This window comes from Methylomonas fluvii (assembly GCF_014850975.1).
In the GTDB taxonomy this organism is placed as follows: Bacteria; Pseudomonadota; Gammaproteobacteria; order Methylococcales; family Methylomonadaceae; genus Methylomonas; species Methylomonas fluvii.
In genome coordinates this window covers 1,117,524-1,137,394 of record NZ_JACXST010000002.1, presented here as the reverse complement: position 1 = coordinate 1,137,394, position 19,871 = coordinate 1,117,524, and the positions used below count along the sequence as shown (strand labels likewise).

Below are 19,871 nucleotides of genomic sequence, written 5' to 3'. Positions count from 1 at the left end.
AGATTTAAAGCCATTGGGTGCGGGTTATGGCTGCTAATGCTGGCTGCGAGTTCAGCGGCTGAACCATGGCTTTTCCCTGAGCAAAGTTTGATCAATAAAACTGTGCTTGATCAGGGCGGTGCCGAGACATTGTTTTATGAGCATTTGATTCAAGACAAAACCGTTGCGATCAATTTTGTATTTACTCGTTGTACTGCCATTTGCCCTATATCCGGTGCCATTTTTCGCCAGGTTCAACAACAATTGGCTGGCCGTAAGGTTCAACTCATCAGCATCAGCGTCGATCCAGCGTTCGATAGCGTCGAGCAATTGCAGCAGTTCAGCCAAAAGTTCGGCGCCGCCGCGAACTGGCGCTTTGTAACCGGTGAACGAGCGGTGATTGTCGAAATATTGAAAAGTCTTGGGGTTTATACCGTGGACAAGAATCAACACAGCAATATGGTGATTGTCGGCGACGATGCCACGGCACGCTGGATTCGATTATATGGCCTGCCTCAGGCTCGACAGATTGTCGCCGCCATTGACCAGGTTTCTAGTGCTGCTCGAAGATAATAGACAACAAGGCGGATTGGGCCTGTTTGGCTTGATATTGTTTTCGTTACTGACAGGGATAGCCAATTGTGTTCATGCGCAAGAAAAGTTGACATCTTCCGAATTACAGGGACGTCAACTCTATCGCCGAGGCGATCCGCTCGTTGTGGTTGAAGTTGGAGACACCAAAACCCAATTGGATGGAACGCTGTTTCCCTGTGCCAACTGCCACGGCCTTAGAGGCGAGGGTAAACGCGAAGCAGGCATCAGCGTACCAGCCATTAGCGCCCCCGATCTATTTGCCGATTCGGCAGTACGTCGTCGCTATGACCTCAAAAGTCTGAAGCAGGCGATCATCCGGGGACTCTACCCAAACCATCGACCGCTGAGTCGCGCCATGCCCCGATATGCTTTCACAGAACAGCAACTGACTCGGTTGATGGCGTATTTGCAACGCTTGGGAACCGATGTGGATTGGGACCCAGGCATCGACAGAGCCGAGATACGTTTGGGCACGTTACTACCTTTGACCGGCGCCCTGGCTGAAACTGGGAAGCTATTGAAAGCTACCCTAGAGAGCTGCATCGCCGATTTGAATGATCGCGGCGCTATTTACGGGCGCAAATTAACTTTGACGGCGCTAGATTCCGGCGCGAATGCCGAAGAAACGTTGTTAGCTCTCCAAAATTCGCTGCTTGAAAACAAAGTATTTGCCCTGGTTTCCGCCTACATTCCGGTCGTGACAGCGGATATGTATCGCCTGATTGAACAAGAGAATCTACCTGTAATTTCGCCGTTGTCTTTCTCGCCGAACGAAGATTCGCCGTTGACGGCTACATTTTTCAATTTCTTGCCATCTTATTACGATCAGTCACGGGCTCTTATTGAATATTGGATTGGACATGTTGCTCCAAAAGCGGATGCCGAAATTTCAAAACTGGCTATCGTAGTCAGTGATGATTTGCAGAATCGAAAGCTGTTGCCGAAGATTCTGACCTATTTAAAGCGTTATCCTCAGATTGAGTTAACGCAATCGATTGCATTACATCCGAATCAAAAGGAATCGGTCGACGATCTATCCACCTTAGCCAATGTGCAAATCGATGCGGTTTTATTTTTGGGCAATGCACAAGAATTCAAACACCTAAGTCCTTTGTTGGCAGATATGAAAAATCAGCCGGTTTTATTAAGTTTGCTTGAGTTGTTGGGAGGGAATGTGCTGGACTCTCCGGATTTCTCCGTAAACAAAGCGTTGTTAGCGACTCCTTTTGCATTCTCAAAAGCCAGATTGGATGTCTTCCGATCCAAGCTGAGCAGTCAGGGCGTTGAGTTGCTGAATCCCGGATTGCAAAATGTTGCCTGCAAAGCTGTAGAGTTCGTTCATGCAGGCTTGAAACAAGCTGGCAAGCAGGTGAGCCGAAGCTCTTTTATCGATGTGCTTAAGCATGGAAATAGCCTTAATATGGATTTTATGCCCGCTTTAGAGTTTAGCAAGTACAGTCCCTACGGCATGAAAGGGGGTTATGTTCTGAATATAGATAATAAAATAGGCTACAGCCATCGGAGTGAATGGGTCACCGTCCGATAAATTAATGACGTGGAAACCGCAGATGGGCCTAGTGACGCGGTCATAAAGTCGATTTGCTTGCAGAAAAGCGGCCATTCGCCGAACTTAGGGATGGAAAATTTCGCCAGCATCCTCAGCGGCCGGTTTTGGCCGATTGGAGCGTCATCATTACGTTTAGCAAACGTCAGCTTAAGTTCGCCCACCTAATTAATACAAGATCATCGACTTTCAGATTTTAACTTGCAGGTGATGTAACCCAATGTATCAGATGCATAGAGCCAATACGGGGGCATTTGGCGACATCGTCATTCGCGATGGCATTGGCATTGGGATTTTGGTTCATTACGGCGCAGAGCTCTCATCTATGATTGTAAGACGCACACCGATGGATGCCGCCAATGCCTCCATTTTCTCGATAACCTGATCCCGCCGTGCAACTTGCAGTGTCTGCGGATGATTACTCCTGGACCAAAGAGGAAGTGCAACGGCTGATGTTATATTGGCAACTGTTTCACGGTGCTGTCGTCGCGATAGAAAATAGGTTTGGTAACACCAGTTGGATTGTGCTTTGCGAGGTTCGGGTTTGGTAGCAATCGATTGTGTCATTGAAATCAAATAAAACGATGAATCTCGCCTTTGATGGGTACGAGATCCGCAATTTTCAATAGCTTAATGGATAGCTTGATCCGGCTTTGAATTAGCGGCGTCATAGAGTACGTCAATCAATTGCACTGTAGTAAAGATCATCGTTTTGGCTAACCGAACCGCATCGGTCGAGCGACAAGGTTGTTGATCGATAGCAGCATGTAAAAAATTCACCAGATCCGTTTGCCGGTCTTGATCAATGGCATCGGCCGGCGTCTTGGCAGCCAGTTTCATTTCTTGATCTAGGTGTTCTGCGCGTTCTTCAAACCAACGATTGCCGACGATCCGCTGATCAGGAACTTTGCCGAACGCGTGTTCGTAAACCGCGATGACATCAAAGCATAGATCCATGAACAGATGCGCCATGGCTTGATCTAAATCGACCATCGTCGAAGGAAACACACTGAACAGGGTTTGTGCAAACGCCGGTTGCCGGGTTTGGAAACGTTCAATGATGGCACGACCGGCCTGTTCATCTTGGTTTCTAGCGTATTGCAGGGCGGCAAAGAGCGGTTGGTCTGAGAGTGCTTGCATGATGATTGGAAGCTTAAAACGGATTATGAAAACATCACCCGCTTAGCGATGCAAGCCATGGCAAACAATTCAAATGGGCTAACGCCCAATTACACTTCGCTTTGGCTGATTGGTTTTCCATCGATCTTTATGCACAGCTTCTGTGGATAAGACTGTGACCAAGCCGTGACCAAGGCCGTATTTTTGTTGTGGCACAAGGACTTGGTTCAGATTGGCCAAATTTTTGTCAATGGATTTAATGAATAGGCTTAGACCGTTTGCTTGCCCGGATAAAACGATGACATAATTCATGCACTTCATGAAAATGAACGTCTATTTGAACTCAATGCATAGATCGCAGTTCGGGACTTCGCCAAGCTTCCAACACAAAGTCGGCCATTTCGCTGACGAGCAAGCGAATCAGCTGAAAACCGGCGACCAGTAAAATGGCCGTAGAAAACAGCACCGTTAAAACGACGAATAAAAATTTCACCTAAACTGGTCACTGTTCTGAGTCGTCATCCTTGGTTACGGTGGTCAGTCAAGAAAATACTGATCGACTTGTTCAATAAATTAGCTATAGATCCGGCACTATGAAGTTTTGACTTTTTCCAAGCTAACAACGCCAGAGGCGGCGTATATTCTGACTTTTAGTCATAGCAGTAGCAAACATATTAAAACTTCAAGATGCCGTGGCTTCTAAAATAGGATAAGTTAATCTCCTTTTATGTCTTCTGCATTTCCAAGTTTATATTCAATCAGTTGAATAATTTGCCTATCTTCTGTGCCATCGGGCTTTCGGGAAGCAGTTTCTGATTTCACGCTACGACGGATTTCTGGAACATACCATGACGTGTCGGAACCAAAAGTGGTTTCACCTTTAGCAAGGTCAACCAGTTCTGATTTTGTGATCAGTTTGATAGCATTGAAGGTGCCGGCTGGAACGGTCACTCTTTCCCTGCCCAAAACCTCCGATGACAGCGTGTGTTTGCGTTGTGCGCCGGTTTTTATATCGGTTTCAATACTGGTTTGTTGCCATTTTTTCCCGGTCGACAAAGGAAAGTCGTAATACTTCAATGCGGGTGCGTAATCCAGTCCACTACCATCCGGATTTCTTGACCGAACTAAGTTCCATTCCGGCGTGTAATCCAATACTCTCACAGTGCCTTTTTTACTGGATAGGCTTTTCGACTCCACCACCATTTTTGTCGCGTCCGAATACACCACTTTACGTTCGGTTTTTATCCCTGGTTTGTTATCAGCCAGATTGATCACTTCGGTAATATAGGTATCGCCCACGACATGGCCAGGTACCGGTATTTGATCTGCGGAAGTGCTCGAATTTTCAGGAATTGGTCTACTGGTATTGATATTAGACGTTGCTGCGTGTGAGTCAATCGTAGTGTGTGGGGTAGGATTATTCAGTTGATAACGGTTGCCGTCGAAGCTATATTTTTTTTCAACCACCGATTTTTTGCCTTCATCATCGAAATTTAATACTACCGTGGCTTCTGCATAATTCTGTTCGGGATTGCTATTGTTCAGATTTAAATGCAGGTCGCTAATGGTTTCGCTCTCATCCAGCGATTCCAGTATCTGATTCCAGCCAACGGCTTTCAATGTGTAAATACTCATATAAGCCGAGATGACGCCTTGATGCATATCGGTGAGCTTGGCCGAAATGGCATGAGTATTTTTGCCGAGATTGATCCAACTTAGCTCAGGCGGCGCCCCGTATACACCCATGATGTCTAAATAACGGTTATCGGATTCAATGCGCCATTTATCGCCGACGCGAACGAAGACAATAGCACCCAACAACGGACCGCAGGGATGGCAATCGTTACTGCCATCGGTTAGTTGAGTCTGCGTGAATATGATGTGTTTCGTGTCTTTGCCCTCCGTGTATTCTTCAGAAAACACGATTTGTACAACACCATCCTTGCCGGAAAACTCGGAAGCTGACTGGTTTAAGCCGGCAGGTGGATTGATAGTGGTCCAATAAGCACCTTTCAATTCAGGATGGTAAGGACCATAAACTAATTCCAAAGCTTTTATGTCATCAAACGTCCCCACAATGACACGACTTTCCTCTGCTTTCTCGCATGCTTTGTTGACGAGTGCAGATAACGCCGGTTGCTCTCGGTAAGCATTAAACGAGGAATCGGCTGGATAATCGGCGTCCCTGACGCCGTCTTTTGTAAATTTTGTACCGGCTAAGCCTTTATAAGTATCGCGACAGTTGGTGACCGCATCCTGAATCGCGTAACTACCGCTATCCAGTACCCGCAGCTGTTTGAAGGTTACGTTACCGTTGGCATCCCGCTTCACCGAATCCATATCGACAAATAAGTGCGATGTTTCCCTATCTGTACCGATCTGCACAAAGCCAGGATACTGATCGGACTTGGGTTGGTCCGATTGACTGCATGCCGCCAATAACAACACCAGCGAGGTGTAGGCAAACTTTTTCATGTGCTTATTCCCCATCCTGACGGGTATTGCGTTCAATGGCCAGTAAAACCAGAATCAAACTGAACAAGGCAATAATGACAATAGCACTACCGATGGCGCCGGAATACCATAGCCAGGCTTCTTTCTGAGCCGCCGCCGAGAGTTGTTCCGCCGCTAATTTTTCTTTCTTTAGCTCATGATAGGTATTGATTGCATCAAAAGGGGCAAGATGCTCTTTTTCAGCCTGAGTAACTGCTGCCGCCATTTCATCTAAAAAGACTTGTTGCTGATCAGAAGGAACAGTGTTGAGCCAGCCAATCAGAATCTCCATATTATTAGGCTCACTGAAATGCTTTTGCAGGATAAAGGGTAATTTCAAACCCAAAGGCAAATGTTTAGCTTGCGGTTTTGAAGGGGCTTGAGGGGTAGGCGCGGCATTTTCAACCGGCAAGGACGGTTTTAAAATATCAATGACATCCTGCGGCGTTACTTGACTGGATTGATTACCTGCCTGATTCAGCAACACTAACACGCCACCGATCAATAAACCTGCCAGCGTAGTGAAGATAAAAAACATCGCAAAGGCACGGGTTAAACCAAATAGAAATTTGCGTTCGAATTTAGCTAGAATTGTCATTTAATTTCATCCCCTGTGCATCGTAATCATTAAAGCCGATGCTGACAAAGATAGCTGTTATTTCGAGTTTTTGATTTATTCGAGGTGAAGAATCCAAAGCGAACTGTGTTTGACAGCAAAAATCAAACGTACCGGAATCAAGACGGCCACGTCCCGTATGAGATACTAACCCTCTAGTCATCGTTCACTCATGATTTTTTTTGACACGCGATTGGCGTTATAGATAATCGTTTTAAACGCATCACTTTGTATTTCTTGTCTGATTTGATTCACACAGAGATGCATGTTGGTTATTAATGCGTATATGACTGGATAATCAGAATCAAGCTGCAATAAACCGTGTTGTTCGATACTTTCCATAAGATTAGTAGTTATAACGGTTCTAACGAACAGGTTAATCTTGGTATTGAATCAGGCTTTGTTGCATAAACCCAATAAGAGCCAAATTTCCCCTACCCCAAATCCGCAAGACGGATTTAGGGCATGGCCACAGTCATCGGCGTCCCCAGTTGGGTAAACCGATTGAGTAATGCCACTCGAATTTGTAATTCGGCAACTTGGCTGTTGAAGAGCCTAGCATTAACGCGTTCACCCAACAATTTGAAGCAGCGCATCTTCGTTTCGACCAGGCTGCGTCGATGATAGCCGCTCCATGTCTTCCAAATTGCTCGCCCCAATTGCTGTATGGCCCGCAAGATTTCGTTTCGAGCCTTGGCGCCTGCGGTGTTTTCCTTCCAGGGCTTACCGTTTTTGCGCACAGGGATAATGGCCTCGGCGTTCCGTTCGGAAATTGCGGCATGAGCCTTCTTGGTGTTGTACGCGCCGTCACCGCTGACAGACTCTATGCGTTCATCGGCGGGAATTTGATTCAGTAGCGCCGGCAGGATTTGGGCATCCCCCTCGCGATTGGAAGTCACCTCAATCGCTCGGATTTCTAGGGTTTCGGCATCGACACCCAAATGAACCTTGCGCCATTGACGACGATACTCGGCGCCGTGCTTCTTGGTTTTCCATTCGCCTTCGCCCAGCATTTTTACGCCGGTGCTATCGACGAGCAAATGCAATCCTTTCGGATTAGGGCGATAGGAAATGCAGACCTGTAAGCGTTGCTGGCGGCGACATAACGTCGAGTAATCCGGTGTCGACCAATCGAGTCCCGATAGTTTCAACAGACTCGCTACCATTCCACTGGCTTGACGCAACGCCAATCCGAACAGGTTTTTGATCATCAGGCAGAACTGAATAGCGGCATCGGAAAACTTATCTGCCCGACCTTGCTTGCCACTGCCAGGTGCTAACCACTCCATCTCCTTATCAATCCACAGTAATAGCGAGCCGCGTTGTTTCAAGGATCGGTTGTAGTCTCGCCAGTTCGTGGTTCGGTATTTGTGCGGTTGTGGCTTTGGCATCCGGTCGATTAGTCAGTCAATTTGACCATAACATGGGGATAACATTGGGTTTATGCAACAAAGCCATTGAATCATGCAATGGAAACAGTTTCAGCTATGGATACAAATAGCCTCTCAGAGCGCCATAGAGACCGTTTAATAACGACTTAGGGTTGGTTGATACAAACCCCTTGCCTTGATCGATAACGGCGTATAGCGGGCATTATTGGGATCGATATGCGATCTTTAAGTAACTGTTTTTTATTAACTATTCAATTGTTCAAAAATAACGCAATCAATCACACAATCATCACAATCACTGTTTTCAATGTGTTTTATTTAAAGAGCATTTTTAAATGACTAAGAGGAAGTACCGTTGACACGCCTATATAAGCAAATGCCAACGGTACCGATGATCAAATCACCACATTACGCAGTTCTAGGTCTGCCATTGATAACGGTTCTAGGAGGTAATATCTCGCCACGGCCAAAGGTTCGACCGTTATCCGGTGTCAGAATCCGCACGTAGTGATCAACTTTAATCAAATATGCAGCTGCTTTTTTAAGATAGTGGACTTTTTCAGCATCACTGAAATGAATCATACCGATACCAAGTTGACTGTAGCCTTTCTTTTTTTCGTTGCAGTTCCAGTAAGTACCAGACGATTTGGTCAAGGATTTCCAATATTCACCGATTTGCCAAGCAAGATAAACATCATCTCTGACCTTAGAACCATCAAAAAACAGGAAGATGTGGTAATGGAAACCTCTTTCTGATCCATATTCCAGCGACCAGATATAACCCACCATGGCATCAAACAGGCTGTTCATCTTGGCGTTGTTTAACAGATGTTTGAAGTCATTTTTAGCTTGCCAATAGCGTGTCGAGATATCGTCGTAACGTTGGATGGCATGACCTTTGTGATAGTGTAAGTCCAACCGAATCACTTGCAAGCGTGAGTAATGCTCGAACAAGGAATCGATGTAACGGATCATGCCGTCATGATTCTTCTTCGCTGAACGATGGGCGTTATAGATCAATTTTTTAAACTCGACACTCCCTGCCATTCCAAGTATGTTATTAACACTCGTTTTCATACGTGTGATAAGGTCTAACATCAGTTCGTAGTCGATACCGACCTGATACAGATCGTTTTGTTTTTTTAGTGATCGATGCCGTTCAATGGCAGCGGGTAGATCACAGTCAAGTACAGTGTTGACGAAAACGCTTACGTAGGGATGGAAGCCATGTATCGGGAATTGATTCAATACCACGAACAAACACTGTTGAACAGTTTGTTCGATATAGATCGCAAGTTCTGTAGGCATCACTTGTAGTATCCCATTGCCTTGATCGATGACGATGTAGAGCGGATCGTCAGGGTGATTGATGATGGTTTCAGTGAGTTGTCCTAATTGTATGAGCTTGTTGCTTAATGAGTTCATGACAAAACCTCTTGGTTTGATTGATTTAGTTATGAACTTGCAGTTTCGATTCATCTTTCAAAAATCAATATTGATCTAAACGAACACAGAGTGTTCTGTTTGATGTATTAATTGTATGGAGAAATGCTAGAGATCAGACTTAGGGAGTATCGACATGTCAGATAGTAAAGCCTCTGTTTAAGAATAACAGTCTGAAGTCTGAGCCTGAGCTAAGCCTGGGTATAAGCCTAAAGCCTGAGCTAAGCCTGAGTCTGTGGAGAGGTGTATTAATAACATATAATACAAAAGTACCCAGACTGAAAAAACCCTAGCAATCATGAATAACAAAAATTAATTTACACTTGAGTCCAAGTAAAATTTAAATCTGTTTTTTATATCTAGTTGGTGCAAGTTCATATGATATGCATTACGATAAGTTTTAACCTGTCATCAGTAGACACGCCCATTAATCTATGGGCGTACGGTAGAAAACAAAAGAGCATAAGACAGCGAATAAGAACTTGTTATATGAGCCGAAAAACAATAAATCTACATACTCTCTAAAAACACCTGCTAATGTTGCTAAATTAGCGGAATTAGCAGCCGAATACAGAGCCACCCATTCGAAATGGGCATGCAGAAAGGCAATCTAAGCCCGTCTACTGAGCGCTGGTAATCGAGCCATTGTTAGTTTGAGAACCGTCCGTGATGCTTCTATCACGGCGTGCATCGGTCGTCTAAGTTGTCGCAACTTGCGACACTTCCGGAGTGGTCGCTGCGTAAGCCATGGATAAAACGTAGAATCTGGCTCCGCTGATCCTCGTCAAATACATCAACACCCAGCTCAATGGCCCAGTACTTACCAGTTTGTTTTACCCGGCCAATCTCACTACCATTTTCATCCAGTAAATAATTTTCAGTAGAAGCCTGATTTACCCCACAGACTTCCTTGAGTTTGTTTTTAACGTAAGCAGTGATTTTGGTTTGTTGAAGCTTTCCATCTTTCAGTAAATTCCACGCAGTCTCTAATGATGAGCGAACGGTATCGGAATTTGTATAATGAGCTAGCATCTTTTTAATCTGCTCTGCCGAAGAGCGTGACAGTAGCTTAGGATTCGTATCCAAATCATTCAAAATGAAATCAGGTAGACTATCGAAAGCCAAATAGCGGTACATATCGGTTCGATTTATACCAATCATTGCGGCGAGGTCTTTTTTATTAGGGAACCTCTCCTCAATGCTTCGAATTTTCTTACCGATATCATAGTCAGTCAAATCTTCCCGCACTATATTTTCAGCTAGAGCCAAAATGGCGATGTTTTGATTGTCAACTGTTCTGACTATTGCTGGAATTTTTTGCTCTTTCATCTCAATAAAAGCACGCAATCGTCGCTCGCCTGCAATGAGTTGATAACGATCACCCAATTTTTGAACAATAATGGGTTGAAGCAGGCCATTTTCCTGGATTGACTGTGCAAGACGGTCTAATGTTTCTTCGGGAAAATGGGTACGTGGTTGCTCAGGATTCGGATCGATCAGATTCACATCGATCAAGCGATGGCGCTCCTTGAGAGCAATCTGAGCATCAAAATTTGAAAGGATTTCTTTAGCGTCTACGTTTAGCATGTTTTTTTTGGGGGGATAATGAAGGTTGACTGCAAAGTGCTGGCAACTCCGCCAAAGGAAGCGGAATTACCAGCTCCACGGTCAGGGTGGCTAGGTAGCCCAATATTAACCTGTGGGACTCTCCGGCAATGACCAGATTGAACGCCCATCTCCCTTCTGCTTGGTAGCTTTGATCTTCAAATTCGATTTAGCAAGCTTCAATGTCCCTTTCGTTATATTGGCTAGCAATGCAAGCTCTTCGATTTCGAACAAAGGTTTCTGTCCATTCTTGAGGGTGGTTAGCAAAAACTCCTCTGCCAAGTCTGTTTTGTTTTTGACGGGTTTAGGTCGCTCAGCCTCTTGGAGAATTTCTTCTGCGGAACCAAATCTTTCAGCCGTGAAGACAATCTTAACCGATGGTATCGTTGTATTTTGATCGCCAATGCCAGTTAAGTTAGGAATATCGACTTCGCTTACACAATACTCGAAGCCACGGTCAGTTTTACCCAGGTTGTTTTTGACTTGAACCAGAACATGCGTCCCCCGGCTCTCAGTGGGGCCACTTTTGATCTTACCAGTCAAGAGAATACTACGTGGAACTTCTCTCACGGGGGCTGCTCCGGCAATTCTAGCGTTAGGATCCTTACCAATCGGATTTTTGACGGTGTGAGCGATTACCAAGATGCTACAATCTAGATCATGTGCAAATTTCGCTACGCTCTCTAAGCCTTGACGTGCTTTGGCATTATTCGCATGATCACCTTCAATGGCAATTTGAAATGGATCGAGGATGATCAGCTCAACATTATCTTCGAAATGATAATTAAGTCCTCTAAGACGGTTCTGATCACGCTCGTTCGCAAGAGAAAATGGTGACTCGCCATTTTTGCCTTCCTTTGCATTGATACAAGAGACACGAGTCAGATCTGCTCCTGCGGCTGTTAATCGGATTGCTAGGGTTCCTATGTCATCTTCATTGCTTACCAAAATAACGCGGCCCCGCTTGTTACATTTAATGTTCGGATGTAAAAGCGCGGCACCTTGAGAGACGGCTGCCGCTATAGCGCAAGCTATTGTACTTTTGCTGGTACCTGGCGGTCCGACTAGCGCAGTCAAATGTCCTTTTGGTATCAATCCTTCGAGTAGCCAAGAGGTTGGCTCTAAAGTCACATCTGAAAAAGTTCGCCGATTTAATTTGCTGGCTTCTTGAGCTAAAGCTGCATTACGTCTACTTGCGATTTGTTTGGGGTCAAACCATCTGTTATGTCGCCCACCTGGAACATCACTTGAGTAAGAGGGGTTGGAATCATCCCCCTCATAGTCTACGTTACCGAACAGAAATTTATTAACATTAGCCATTTTCAAAAACTCCAGATTTAAAATAAAAATAACGCCAAATAATTGTCTAGAAGCGACTCTAGACAATGATGCTTGGGTAAAATCTGGGTAATTTGGATACGCAAAGATATGCACAAATATACAAAGCAACGTGAAGGCTATTTGTTTTAGTTAAATTAAATCAATGCGTTATAAATAGATATAGCACTTTTAATGCGATGGTCGTGCGTTCGAATCGCACACGACCCACCACTGAATGTTTTAAGCTAATCAATAGCTTATCAACTGGATTGCCGTCGAGTTGAAGCAACATAACCGCAGTAAGGCGCAAATTTAGGCGCACTCTGCATTATTTGCTCCAATGAGGTGGCGTAATGAACCAGCAAAATCTATCCCTTCAAAGCTCACAAAACGATGTTTTGTCCGAGCAACCTTCTCAAGAGTCTCAAAAGTCCAAAGAAATTTCCGCGATTTATCACGTCGAATATTTTTGCGTGGCCGATTACGAAAGCAAGTATCACAGCCCGCTATTTGCCACCAAGGCGCAAAACGATGTTGTGCTACAACATGTCCGCTTAGCCTTTCCGAACGCCCACGGCGAACAACGAAAATCATATTTCAGATCCAAACATGAAGCTGGTCGGCAAGAGCTATTAGCCGAAATTGTTGGTGTTGGCTCGGAAAGTGACTATGTGATCGAGCAAATACGCCTTTGTTGCCTGCGAACGGCTTCTAGCCAAGGTGAACTAATCGGCGAGGGGGTGTAATGGCCTACATCAGACCTTTGCCAAATGGTAACTTCCGAGCAGATGTCCGCTTAAAAGGCATCGTCAAAAACAAAACCTTCCCAACGGAAAGTCTCGCGCAAGCCTGGGCCGATAACATCGAGAAAGGCATCAAGACTATTTTGAACCTGGATCAGGCGCAATTAATGGCCCTTTCAGAGGATGAAATTTGCGCCTTGGGTGGCGAGGATATTTTCAAGCAGTTGGGTATCGATCTGTTTGCAATCCGCCATCAGGCTAAACTGGAAGCCATCAACGCCCTATCCAAAAAAGAACTGTTACAGCTTACCGTGCAAGAAATCGAGCGTATGGGCGGCGCCGAGCTATTCATCAAGGCCGGCAAACGCATCCGGTACAAGACCTTACGTGAAGTCTGCGATGAATATCTGTCTCGCTGGAACAAGAAGGATTACAAAGGCCAGATGCAACGGATCGATTACTGGTGCCAATACTTCGGCGACCGCATCATGACCGACATCGATATTTTCGACATTCGCGAACACATCGACGACTTGATCGACGAGGGCCAGCGCGCCACGACCATCAATCGCAAGAAGGCGGTCTTGTCCAGCGTATACAAATTTGCCCTGAGCCGCGGATATGTCGATGAAAATCTCGTTCGCAGTGTGGTGGTCGACGATGACACCAAGCGGCGGGACCGGGTGTTAAGCGAGGCCGAACGTAAGCGGTTACTGAAAGCCTGCCGGGAATCGCATTGGGATAAGCTGTATTTGTTGGTCGTGATGGCCATGACGACCGGTGCCCGCAAAGGCGAGTTGATGAACTTGCGCTGGAGCGATGTTAACTTCAAGGACAGCAGTGCCTTTCTGGGTGACACCAAGAACGGTACCAGTCGGGAGCTGTATTTAGCGCCGGTCGTCATGACCGAGCTGAAGCGCCATCAGGAAGTCGGTACCGGATTGATCTTTCCGTCGGTCGAGCTTCCCGAGCAGCCGATGGATTTTCGCAAGGCCTGGCGAAATGTGCTGAAAGCCGCCAATATTGCCGACCGGGACATCCATAATCCGGACGGCAGCGTCAAGCTGGAGAAATTTACCTTTCATTGCCTACGGCATGGCTTCTGCTCGGCGCTATCCGACTCCGGCAAGGAGATCAATCAAATAGCCAAGCTGGCCGGCCACAAAAGCATCCAAACCACCATGCGCTATATCCATCAGGGGCGCGACCAAAAGCGGCAGATCGTCAACGAGCTGGCGCAAGCGTTCAACCTGTAATCCTATAGAGCCAACCTTACCCGACGACGGGGACAGGCGGCGTTGTTAGCCGCTTGGTTGGCTTTTTTAATGGATTAATAGAACAACAATATAAAGCAATGCTTTACGTTTAGCAGGTCTTGTCTTTACAATTAATTTAAAATTACTTTACGTTTAATCGTTATGAGCACCGACCTTCGTCATTCCATCCTAGTCGCCATCGCCGAAGACGGCACCAATGTAGCCGCCCGTCTCGCAAATCAACACGGCGTTTCCCGCCAAGCCGCCAGTGCTTGGCTGACAAAACTGAAAAAAGAAGGTGTCATCACCTCATCCGGCGTGGGCCGTGGCGTGCGTTACCAATTGGCAACGGTGGCGCAAGTGCAGCGCGTCTACCCCCGAGCCGGATTGCGCGAAGATATTGTCTGGGCAGAATCCATTTCGCCGTTACTAAGCGATTTGCCCGGCAATGTCCGCGACATCTGGCATTACGCCGTCACCGAGATGGTGAACAATGCCATCGACCATTCCGGCTCCGAAAACGTCGCCGTGGAATTGGTTCGCGATGCCCTCAACACCACCATTTACATCGCCGACGAAGGGGAAGGTATCTTTCTGAAAATTCAGCGGGCGATGAATTTGTACGATCCGCGCGAGGCGATCCTAGAACTGGCCAAGGGCAAGCTGACCACCGACCCTGCCAATCATACTGGCGAAGGCATTTTCTTTTCGTCCAAGGTGATGGATGCTTTCGACATTCGCTCCGGTCTTTTGCATTTCATGCACGACGAATGGGGCGCCGATATTCTGCTGGAACGTCCCGCCAATGCGCCGGGCACCTTGGTATTGATGCGCCTGGCCAACGATAGCCCGCGCATCTTGCAAGACGTCTTCGATCAGTTTGCCGCGCCGGAGGAGTATACCTTCGCCAAGACCATTGTGCCGGTTCGGCTGGCTCAGCATGAAGGCGAAAAGCTGGTTTCCCGGTCGCAAGCAAAGCGTTTGACCATGCGCTTCGAGCGCTTTCAGACCGTAGTATTGGATTTTGCCGGCGTCGAGGAAATCGGCCAAGCGTTTGCCGACGAAGTCTTCCGAGTGTTCGGCAACGCTCATCCCAACACTCAGTTGCTGCCGATCAATTTAACCTTAGCCGTGGAAAACATGGTCAAGCGGGCATTGTCGGCGAAATGAGCACATTTAACAGGAAACGAATATGACAACGTTCAATCCCCCACACCCCGGCAGCATTTTGAAAGAGGATGTGTTACCCGAGCTGGGTATCGGCGTCACCGAAGCCGCCGCGCAGCTTGGCGTCTCCCGCGTCGCATTATCGCGCGTCGTCAATGGCCGGGCGGCGATCAGCGCCGATATGGCAATCCGGCTCGAAGCCTGGCTGAACGGACCGACCGCCGATACCTGGGTACGCATGCAGGCCGAATACGATTTGTGGCAGGCCCGACAAAAGCCCAAGCCTAACGTCACGCCGATTGATCGGCCGCGCGCGGCATAACGATTATCCGAATTAACCAGCCTATCCCGACGGGGAGAAAAGCGGCGTCATTAACCGCCTGGCTGGTTATCCAATTTAATGATTTGCACTTGAATGGAGTGGGAAATGGCTATCAAAAACCTAAAAGAAATACTTAGAGTTGGGGAAAAATATGGTCTTCTTAAAACCATAGGTTTGGACTATCAGTATAGAGAAGTAAAGAAAAATTTTGAAGCTCATGGGATTACTGGATTGGAATACATATTAAGAAGTGATGATGTTTTGAGCAAAGACACGCGCGATTTTATTGCTGACGTTATAGTTGGAATAATTAAAAGACCTAAAGGACGATATTCTGATAAAGAACGAGATTTCAATATAGCGTTATCAATAGATAGTCACCTAACTGAAGGAAATAACCTAACATCGCATAAAGATAAACCTGGCGCGGCTCAAATTGTCGCAGAGAGATATGGAATCGAAGAAGATGCTGCGGTAATCCCCCCTGAAAAAAGCAGCGTTTAAAAGTAGAATTTTCTCGTAACAGACGAAGGAAGTTTTACATGAAGACCTCACGATTTAGTGACAGCCAGATTCTGGCGATATTGAAGCAAGCGGAAGCCGGCACGCCCGTACCGGAGATCTGTCGTGAACACGGCGTTAGCTCTGCCACGTTTTACAAATGGCGCTCCAAATATGGCGGCATGGATGCGTCCCTGATGGTTCGCCTAAAAGAGTTGGAAGACGAAAACCGGCGGCTGAAGAAAATGTATGCCGAAGAACGGCTGAAGGCCGACATCATCAAGGAAGCCCTGGAAAAAAAGGCCTAACGCCATCTTGCCTCCGCGAGATGGCGCAACCCCTGATTCAGGCCAAGCGGGCCAGTCTTCGGTTGGTGTGTGCGGCTTTAGGCATGCTACACCTCCCACATCCATGCAGTCGTATCGCGGAAACATGACCTACGATATTTTACATACCCAATGACAGAATTTAGTTTACCCGAATGGCCTTATGCCTACGGCGGCCCGTCCGGTTCCGGCGACATTAAAACCGAGCCTGAGGATTTCGTCGTTGAAGAAATCCTGTCTTTCCAGCCTGAGGGCTGCGGTGAGCATGTATTCCTGAATATCGAAAAAATCGGCGAAAACACCGAGTTTGTCGCGCGGCAGTTGGCCCGCTATGCGGGCGTCCGCCAACGTGATGTCAGCTACGCCGGGCTGAAGGATAGACATGGCCGTACCCGGCAATGGTTTAGCGTGTGGCTGCCGGGTAAGGACGATCCTGATTGGTCTGGCATTGAAACCGAGCGTTTGAAGATTTTGCAAACGGTGCGTCATGCCCGGAAACTGAAGCGTGGGGTATTGGCCGGCAACCGCTTTACTTTGCTGATCCGCAATTGGACGGGCGACCAGGCTCTCGCCGAAAAGCAGCTGCAACAGATTAAAGTCCAAGGTTTTCCCAATTACTTCGGCCCGCAGCGTTTCGGGCATCATGGTCAAAATATCCAGCGCGCGCTGACCATGTTTGCCGGCGCCAAGGTCAAGCGCGAACAACGTTCCATTTATTTATCCGCGGCGAGGTCGTATTTGTTCAATATGATTTTGGCGCAACGTGTCGAGCAAGCCAATTGGCATCGCGCGTTAAATGGCGATGTGTTCAAACTGGCGGGCAACAATAGTTGTTTTACCGACGATAGCAACGACAATAGTCTGTCAGTGCGTGTCGAGCAGGGTGATATTCATCCCACGGGGATCCTGTGGGGTCGTGGCGGCACGATTGCCAAGGCCGCGGCCGGCGCTATAGAAAATGCGGTGATTGCCGCTAACGCGTCGATAGCGGACGGCTTGATTGCGTTTGAGCTGGAAGCAGATCGCCGGGCCTTGCGCGCTTTGCCGCAAGATATGGCGTGGCAGTGGTTGGATAATCAACTCAAATTGAGCTTTAATTTGCCCGCCGGTAGCTATGCCACCGCCTTGTTACGGGAAATTATTGGCGGCGCACCTGGTGCCAGTGATTGAATTTGCTTTGATAAAAATGCTTTTTAAGTTGTAATGGCAGCGCTTTATAATACTTAAGTACAGTAGCGCGCCTTAGCGTTATACAAACCATAACTTCTATTCACATCCTTCATGCCTGAAAGCGGCCAGATAACCGGACCAGCAGATTCCACGTTTGACGATCCTTTATTGTTGGCTTTGCTATCGGTCTGCAAGTTGTTGCATATTTCGCAAACCGCAACGGCCTTGGTGGCTGGACTGCCTTTAGTCGACAATAAATTAACGCCGGCCTTATTTGTGCGCGCCGCTGAACGTGCCGGTTTGAGCAGTCGCTTGTTGCGCAGGCCTTTGCAGAAAATTTCCAATTTAGTGCTACCGGCAGTGCTGTTGCTTAAAGATGGCAACGCCTGCGTGTTGCTCGCCAAGAGCGCAGAAAACTATACCGTGGTGTTACCGGAAACCGAGAGCAGCGAGAAGACCGTCAGCTTTGCGGAACTGCAAGCCAGTTACAGCGGTTCGGCTTTTTTTGTGCAATTACAGCATCGTTTTGACGGCAGAACGGCGGAATCAGCCGTGCCCAAGGTCAAACATTGGTTTTGGGACGTCTTGTATAAATCCTGGCCGATTTATGCGGAAGTGTTGGCGGCCTCGGTATTAATCAATCTGTTCGCTTTGGCGGCGCCCTTATTTTTCATGAACGTTTATGATCGCGTGGTACCGAATCACGCGCTGGAAACCTTGTGGGTACTGACGGTAGGTGTGCTGATTGTATTTGGCTTCGAGTTGGCGATGAAGCTGCTGCGAAGTTATTTTATCGATGCGGCCGGCAAGCGCGCGGATATTATTTTGTCGGCGAATATTTTCGAAAAACTGATGAATATTCGCATGGAAGCCAGGCCGCCATCGGTGGGCGCATTTGCCAACAACCTGAGCGAATTCGAATCGTTTCGCGAGTTTTTGACCTCGGCTACGCTAGTAACATTGATCGATTTGCCGTTTTTGTTTTTGTTTTTACTGATTATTTATAGCGTCGGCGGCAATTTGGCTTTGATTCCGTTAGCGATTTTACCGCTGGCCATGTTGATTGGCATCGCCTTGCAGGCGCCGTTGAAAAACACGATCAATGCCATGTTCAAATTCGGCGGCGAGAAAAATGCCACGCTGGTGGAAGCCCTGTCCAATCTGGAAACTATTAAAACGGCCGGTGCGGAAGGGCAATTGCAGCGGCGCTGGGAACAGAATGTCGGCGAAATTGCCCGGCTGGGTTTAAAGTCGCGGTTTTATGCCGGCTTGACCGTCAATTTGACCGCTTTTCTTCAGCAATTGGCATCGGTATTGGTGGTGGTGGCCGGCGTCTACCAGATTACTGATGGCGATTTGACGACCGGCGGCTTGGTGGCTTGCACGATGTTGACCTCGCGGGCCTTGGCTCCCGTCGGGCAGGTTGCCGCACTATTGACGCGTTACCATCAGGCTGTGACGGCCTTGGGATCGTTTAACCGCATGATGGCTCTGCCGGTTGAGCGCGAGAGCGGCAAGGACTATTTGCATAGGCCGGATTTCAAGGGCGAGATAGAGTTCAAGCATGTCCGTTTTAGCTATCCGCAGCAACCGGTCAAGGCTCTGGATGGCATATCCTTTAAGATCAAGGCTGGCGAACGCGTGGGATTTATCGGCCGCATTGGTTCCGGCAAAAGTACGCTGGAAAAATTGATGCTGGGTTTATATCAGGCGCAAGAGGGTTCGATATTAATAGATGGCACGGATATTCGCCAAATCGATCCTTCCGATTTACGCCGGCAAATCGGCTATGTGCCGCAAGATATTGCCTTAATGTTTGGCAGTGTGAAGGACAATATTGTCTTGGGTTCACGCTACGCCGATGACGCTGCGGTGTTAAAGGCGGCGGCGATTGCCGGTGTGGATCAATTCGTCAGTAAACATCCTGCGGGTTTTGATTTGCAAGTGGGAGAACGCGGTGCGTCCTTGTCCGGTGGTCAGCGGCAAAGTATTGCGCTGGCCAGAGCTTTGTTGTTGTCGCCGTCGATTTTTATTATGGACGAGCCGACTAATGCGATGGACAACAGTAGCGAAGAGGCGTTTAAACAGCGGTTTGCTGCGCAATTGGGCGAACAGACTCTGATATTGGTCACGCACCGCATGTCGCTGCTCAGCTTGGTGGACCGGCTGATTGTGATGGACGGCGGACATATGGTCGCTGACGGCCCCAAGGGCCATGTGCTGGAAGCCTTGCGCCAAGGACAGATCAAGGTGGCTATCTAA

Annotated in this window: 17 protein-coding genes and 1 pseudogene; 10 read left to right on the top strand and 8 right to left on the bottom strand. The window is 47.4% G+C overall.

What is annotated here, in order from left to right:
- The first annotated feature begins 87 nt into the window (after nucleotides 1-87).
- Nucleotides 88-552 carry an SCO family protein gene (locus EBB_RS14700; RefSeq protein ID WP_192394523.1) on the top strand — a complete coding sequence of 155 codons (465 nt, stop codon included), beginning with the start codon at nucleotides 88-90 and terminating at the stop codon, nucleotides 550-552.
- Nucleotides 536-2,119 carry an ABC transporter substrate-binding protein gene (locus EBB_RS14695; RefSeq protein ID WP_192394522.1) on the top strand — a complete coding sequence of 528 codons (1,584 nt, stop codon included), beginning with the start codon at nucleotides 536-538 and terminating at the stop codon, nucleotides 2,117-2,119. The genes EBB_RS14700 and EBB_RS14695 overlap by 17 nt, the downstream gene beginning before the upstream one ends.
- A gap of 648 nt (nucleotides 2,120-2,767) precedes the next feature.
- On the opposite strand, the gene EBB_RS14690 is transcribed toward EBB_RS14695, so the two are convergent.
- The 8 genes from EBB_RS14690 to EBB_RS14660 all read right to left on the bottom strand — a co-directional run bounded on the left by EBB_RS14690 (nucleotide 2,768) and on the right by EBB_RS14660 (nucleotide 12,190).
- The gene (locus tag EBB_RS14690) at nucleotides 2,768-3,277 is read right to left on the bottom strand and encodes a hypothetical protein (RefSeq protein ID WP_225587455.1); all 510 of its coding nucleotides are present in this window, start codon (nucleotides 3,275-3,277) and stop codon (nucleotides 2,768-2,770) included.
- Between the two features lie 322 nt (nucleotides 3,278-3,599).
- Nucleotides 3,600-3,749, bottom strand: a complete 150-nt coding sequence (locus EBB_RS25940; RefSeq protein ID WP_195880882.1) for a hypothetical protein — start codon at nucleotides 3,747-3,749, stop codon at nucleotides 3,600-3,602.
- Nucleotides 3,750-3,970: 221 nt separating this feature from the next.
- On the bottom strand, nucleotides 3,971-5,731 hold the full coding sequence (locus EBB_RS14685) for a hypothetical protein (protein WP_192394521.1): 1,761 nt from the start codon (nucleotides 5,729-5,731) through the stop codon (nucleotides 3,971-3,973).
- Nucleotides 5,732-5,735: 4 nt separating this feature from the next.
- On the bottom strand, nucleotides 5,736-6,347 hold the full coding sequence (locus tag EBB_RS14680; RefSeq protein WP_192394520.1) for a hypothetical protein: 612 nt from the start codon (nucleotides 6,345-6,347) through the stop codon (nucleotides 5,736-5,738).
- Between the two features lie 476 nt (nucleotides 6,348-6,823).
- Nucleotides 6,824-7,756 (bottom strand): IS5 family transposase, encoded by a 933-nt coding sequence (locus EBB_RS14675; protein WP_192394519.1) that lies wholly within the window; start codon nucleotides 7,754-7,756, stop codon nucleotides 6,824-6,826.
- Nucleotides 7,757-8,164: 408 nt separating this feature from the next.
- Nucleotides 8,165-9,181: a YagK/YfjJ domain-containing protein gene (locus EBB_RS14670; protein WP_192394518.1), complete on the bottom strand. Its 1,017-nt coding sequence runs from the start codon at nucleotides 9,179-9,181 to the stop codon at nucleotides 8,165-8,167.
- A gap of 696 nt (nucleotides 9,182-9,877) precedes the next feature.
- A complete protein-coding gene (locus EBB_RS14665; protein WP_192394517.1) occupies nucleotides 9,878-10,786 on the bottom strand; it encodes a ParB/RepB/Spo0J family partition protein in 909 nt (302 codons plus the stop codon).
- A 105-nt stretch (nucleotides 10,787-10,891) separates the two neighbouring features.
- Nucleotides 10,892-12,190, bottom strand: a complete 1,299-nt coding sequence (locus EBB_RS14660; protein WP_195880881.1) for an AAA family ATPase — start codon at nucleotides 12,188-12,190, stop codon at nucleotides 10,892-10,894.
- 287 nt (nucleotides 12,191-12,477) lie between these two features.
- On the opposite strand from EBB_RS14660, the gene EBB_RS14655 reads away from it, so the two are divergent.
- The 8 genes and pseudogenes from EBB_RS14655 (at nucleotide 12,478) to EBB_RS14620 (ending at nucleotide 19,871) form a co-directional block, all read left to right on the top strand.
- Nucleotides 12,478-12,870 (top strand): hypothetical protein, encoded by a 393-nt coding sequence (locus tag EBB_RS14655; RefSeq protein ID WP_192394515.1) that lies wholly within the window; start codon nucleotides 12,478-12,480, stop codon nucleotides 12,868-12,870.
- Nucleotides 12,870-14,123 (top strand): tyrosine-type recombinase/integrase, encoded by a 1,254-nt coding sequence (locus tag EBB_RS14650; protein ID WP_192394514.1) that lies wholly within the window; start codon nucleotides 12,870-12,872, stop codon nucleotides 14,121-14,123. Before EBB_RS14655 ends, EBB_RS14650 begins: the two co-directional genes overlap by 1 nt.
- A 162-nt stretch (nucleotides 14,124-14,285) precedes the next feature.
- Entirely contained in the window at nucleotides 14,286-15,293 is a 1,008-nt protein-coding gene (locus EBB_RS14645; protein ID WP_192394513.1) for an STAS-like domain-containing protein, read from the top strand.
- A gap of 22 nt (nucleotides 15,294-15,315) precedes the next feature.
- Nucleotides 15,316-15,612, top strand: a complete 297-nt coding sequence (locus EBB_RS14640) for a HigA family addiction module antitoxin (protein ID WP_192394512.1) — start codon at nucleotides 15,316-15,318, stop codon at nucleotides 15,610-15,612.
- 105 nt (nucleotides 15,613-15,717) lie between these two features.
- Entirely contained in the window at nucleotides 15,718-16,116 is a 399-nt protein-coding gene (locus tag EBB_RS14635; RefSeq protein ID WP_192394511.1) for a hypothetical protein, read from the top strand.
- A 38-nt stretch (nucleotides 16,117-16,154) separates the two neighbouring features.
- A pseudogene (locus EBB_RS14630) lies at nucleotides 16,155-16,492 on the top strand (transposase); the annotation flags it as partial.
- 79 nt (nucleotides 16,493-16,571) lie between these two features.
- Nucleotides 16,572-17,609, top strand: coding sequence for a tRNA pseudouridine(13) synthase TruD (gene truD, locus EBB_RS14625; protein ID WP_192394510.1), 1,038 nt, complete (start codon nucleotides 16,572-16,574; stop codon nucleotides 17,607-17,609).
- Between the two features lie 111 nt (nucleotides 17,610-17,720).
- The gene (locus EBB_RS14620) at nucleotides 17,721-19,871 is read left to right on the top strand and encodes a type I secretion system permease/ATPase (RefSeq protein ID WP_192394509.1); all 2,151 of its coding nucleotides are present in this window, start codon (nucleotides 17,721-17,723) and stop codon (nucleotides 19,869-19,871) included.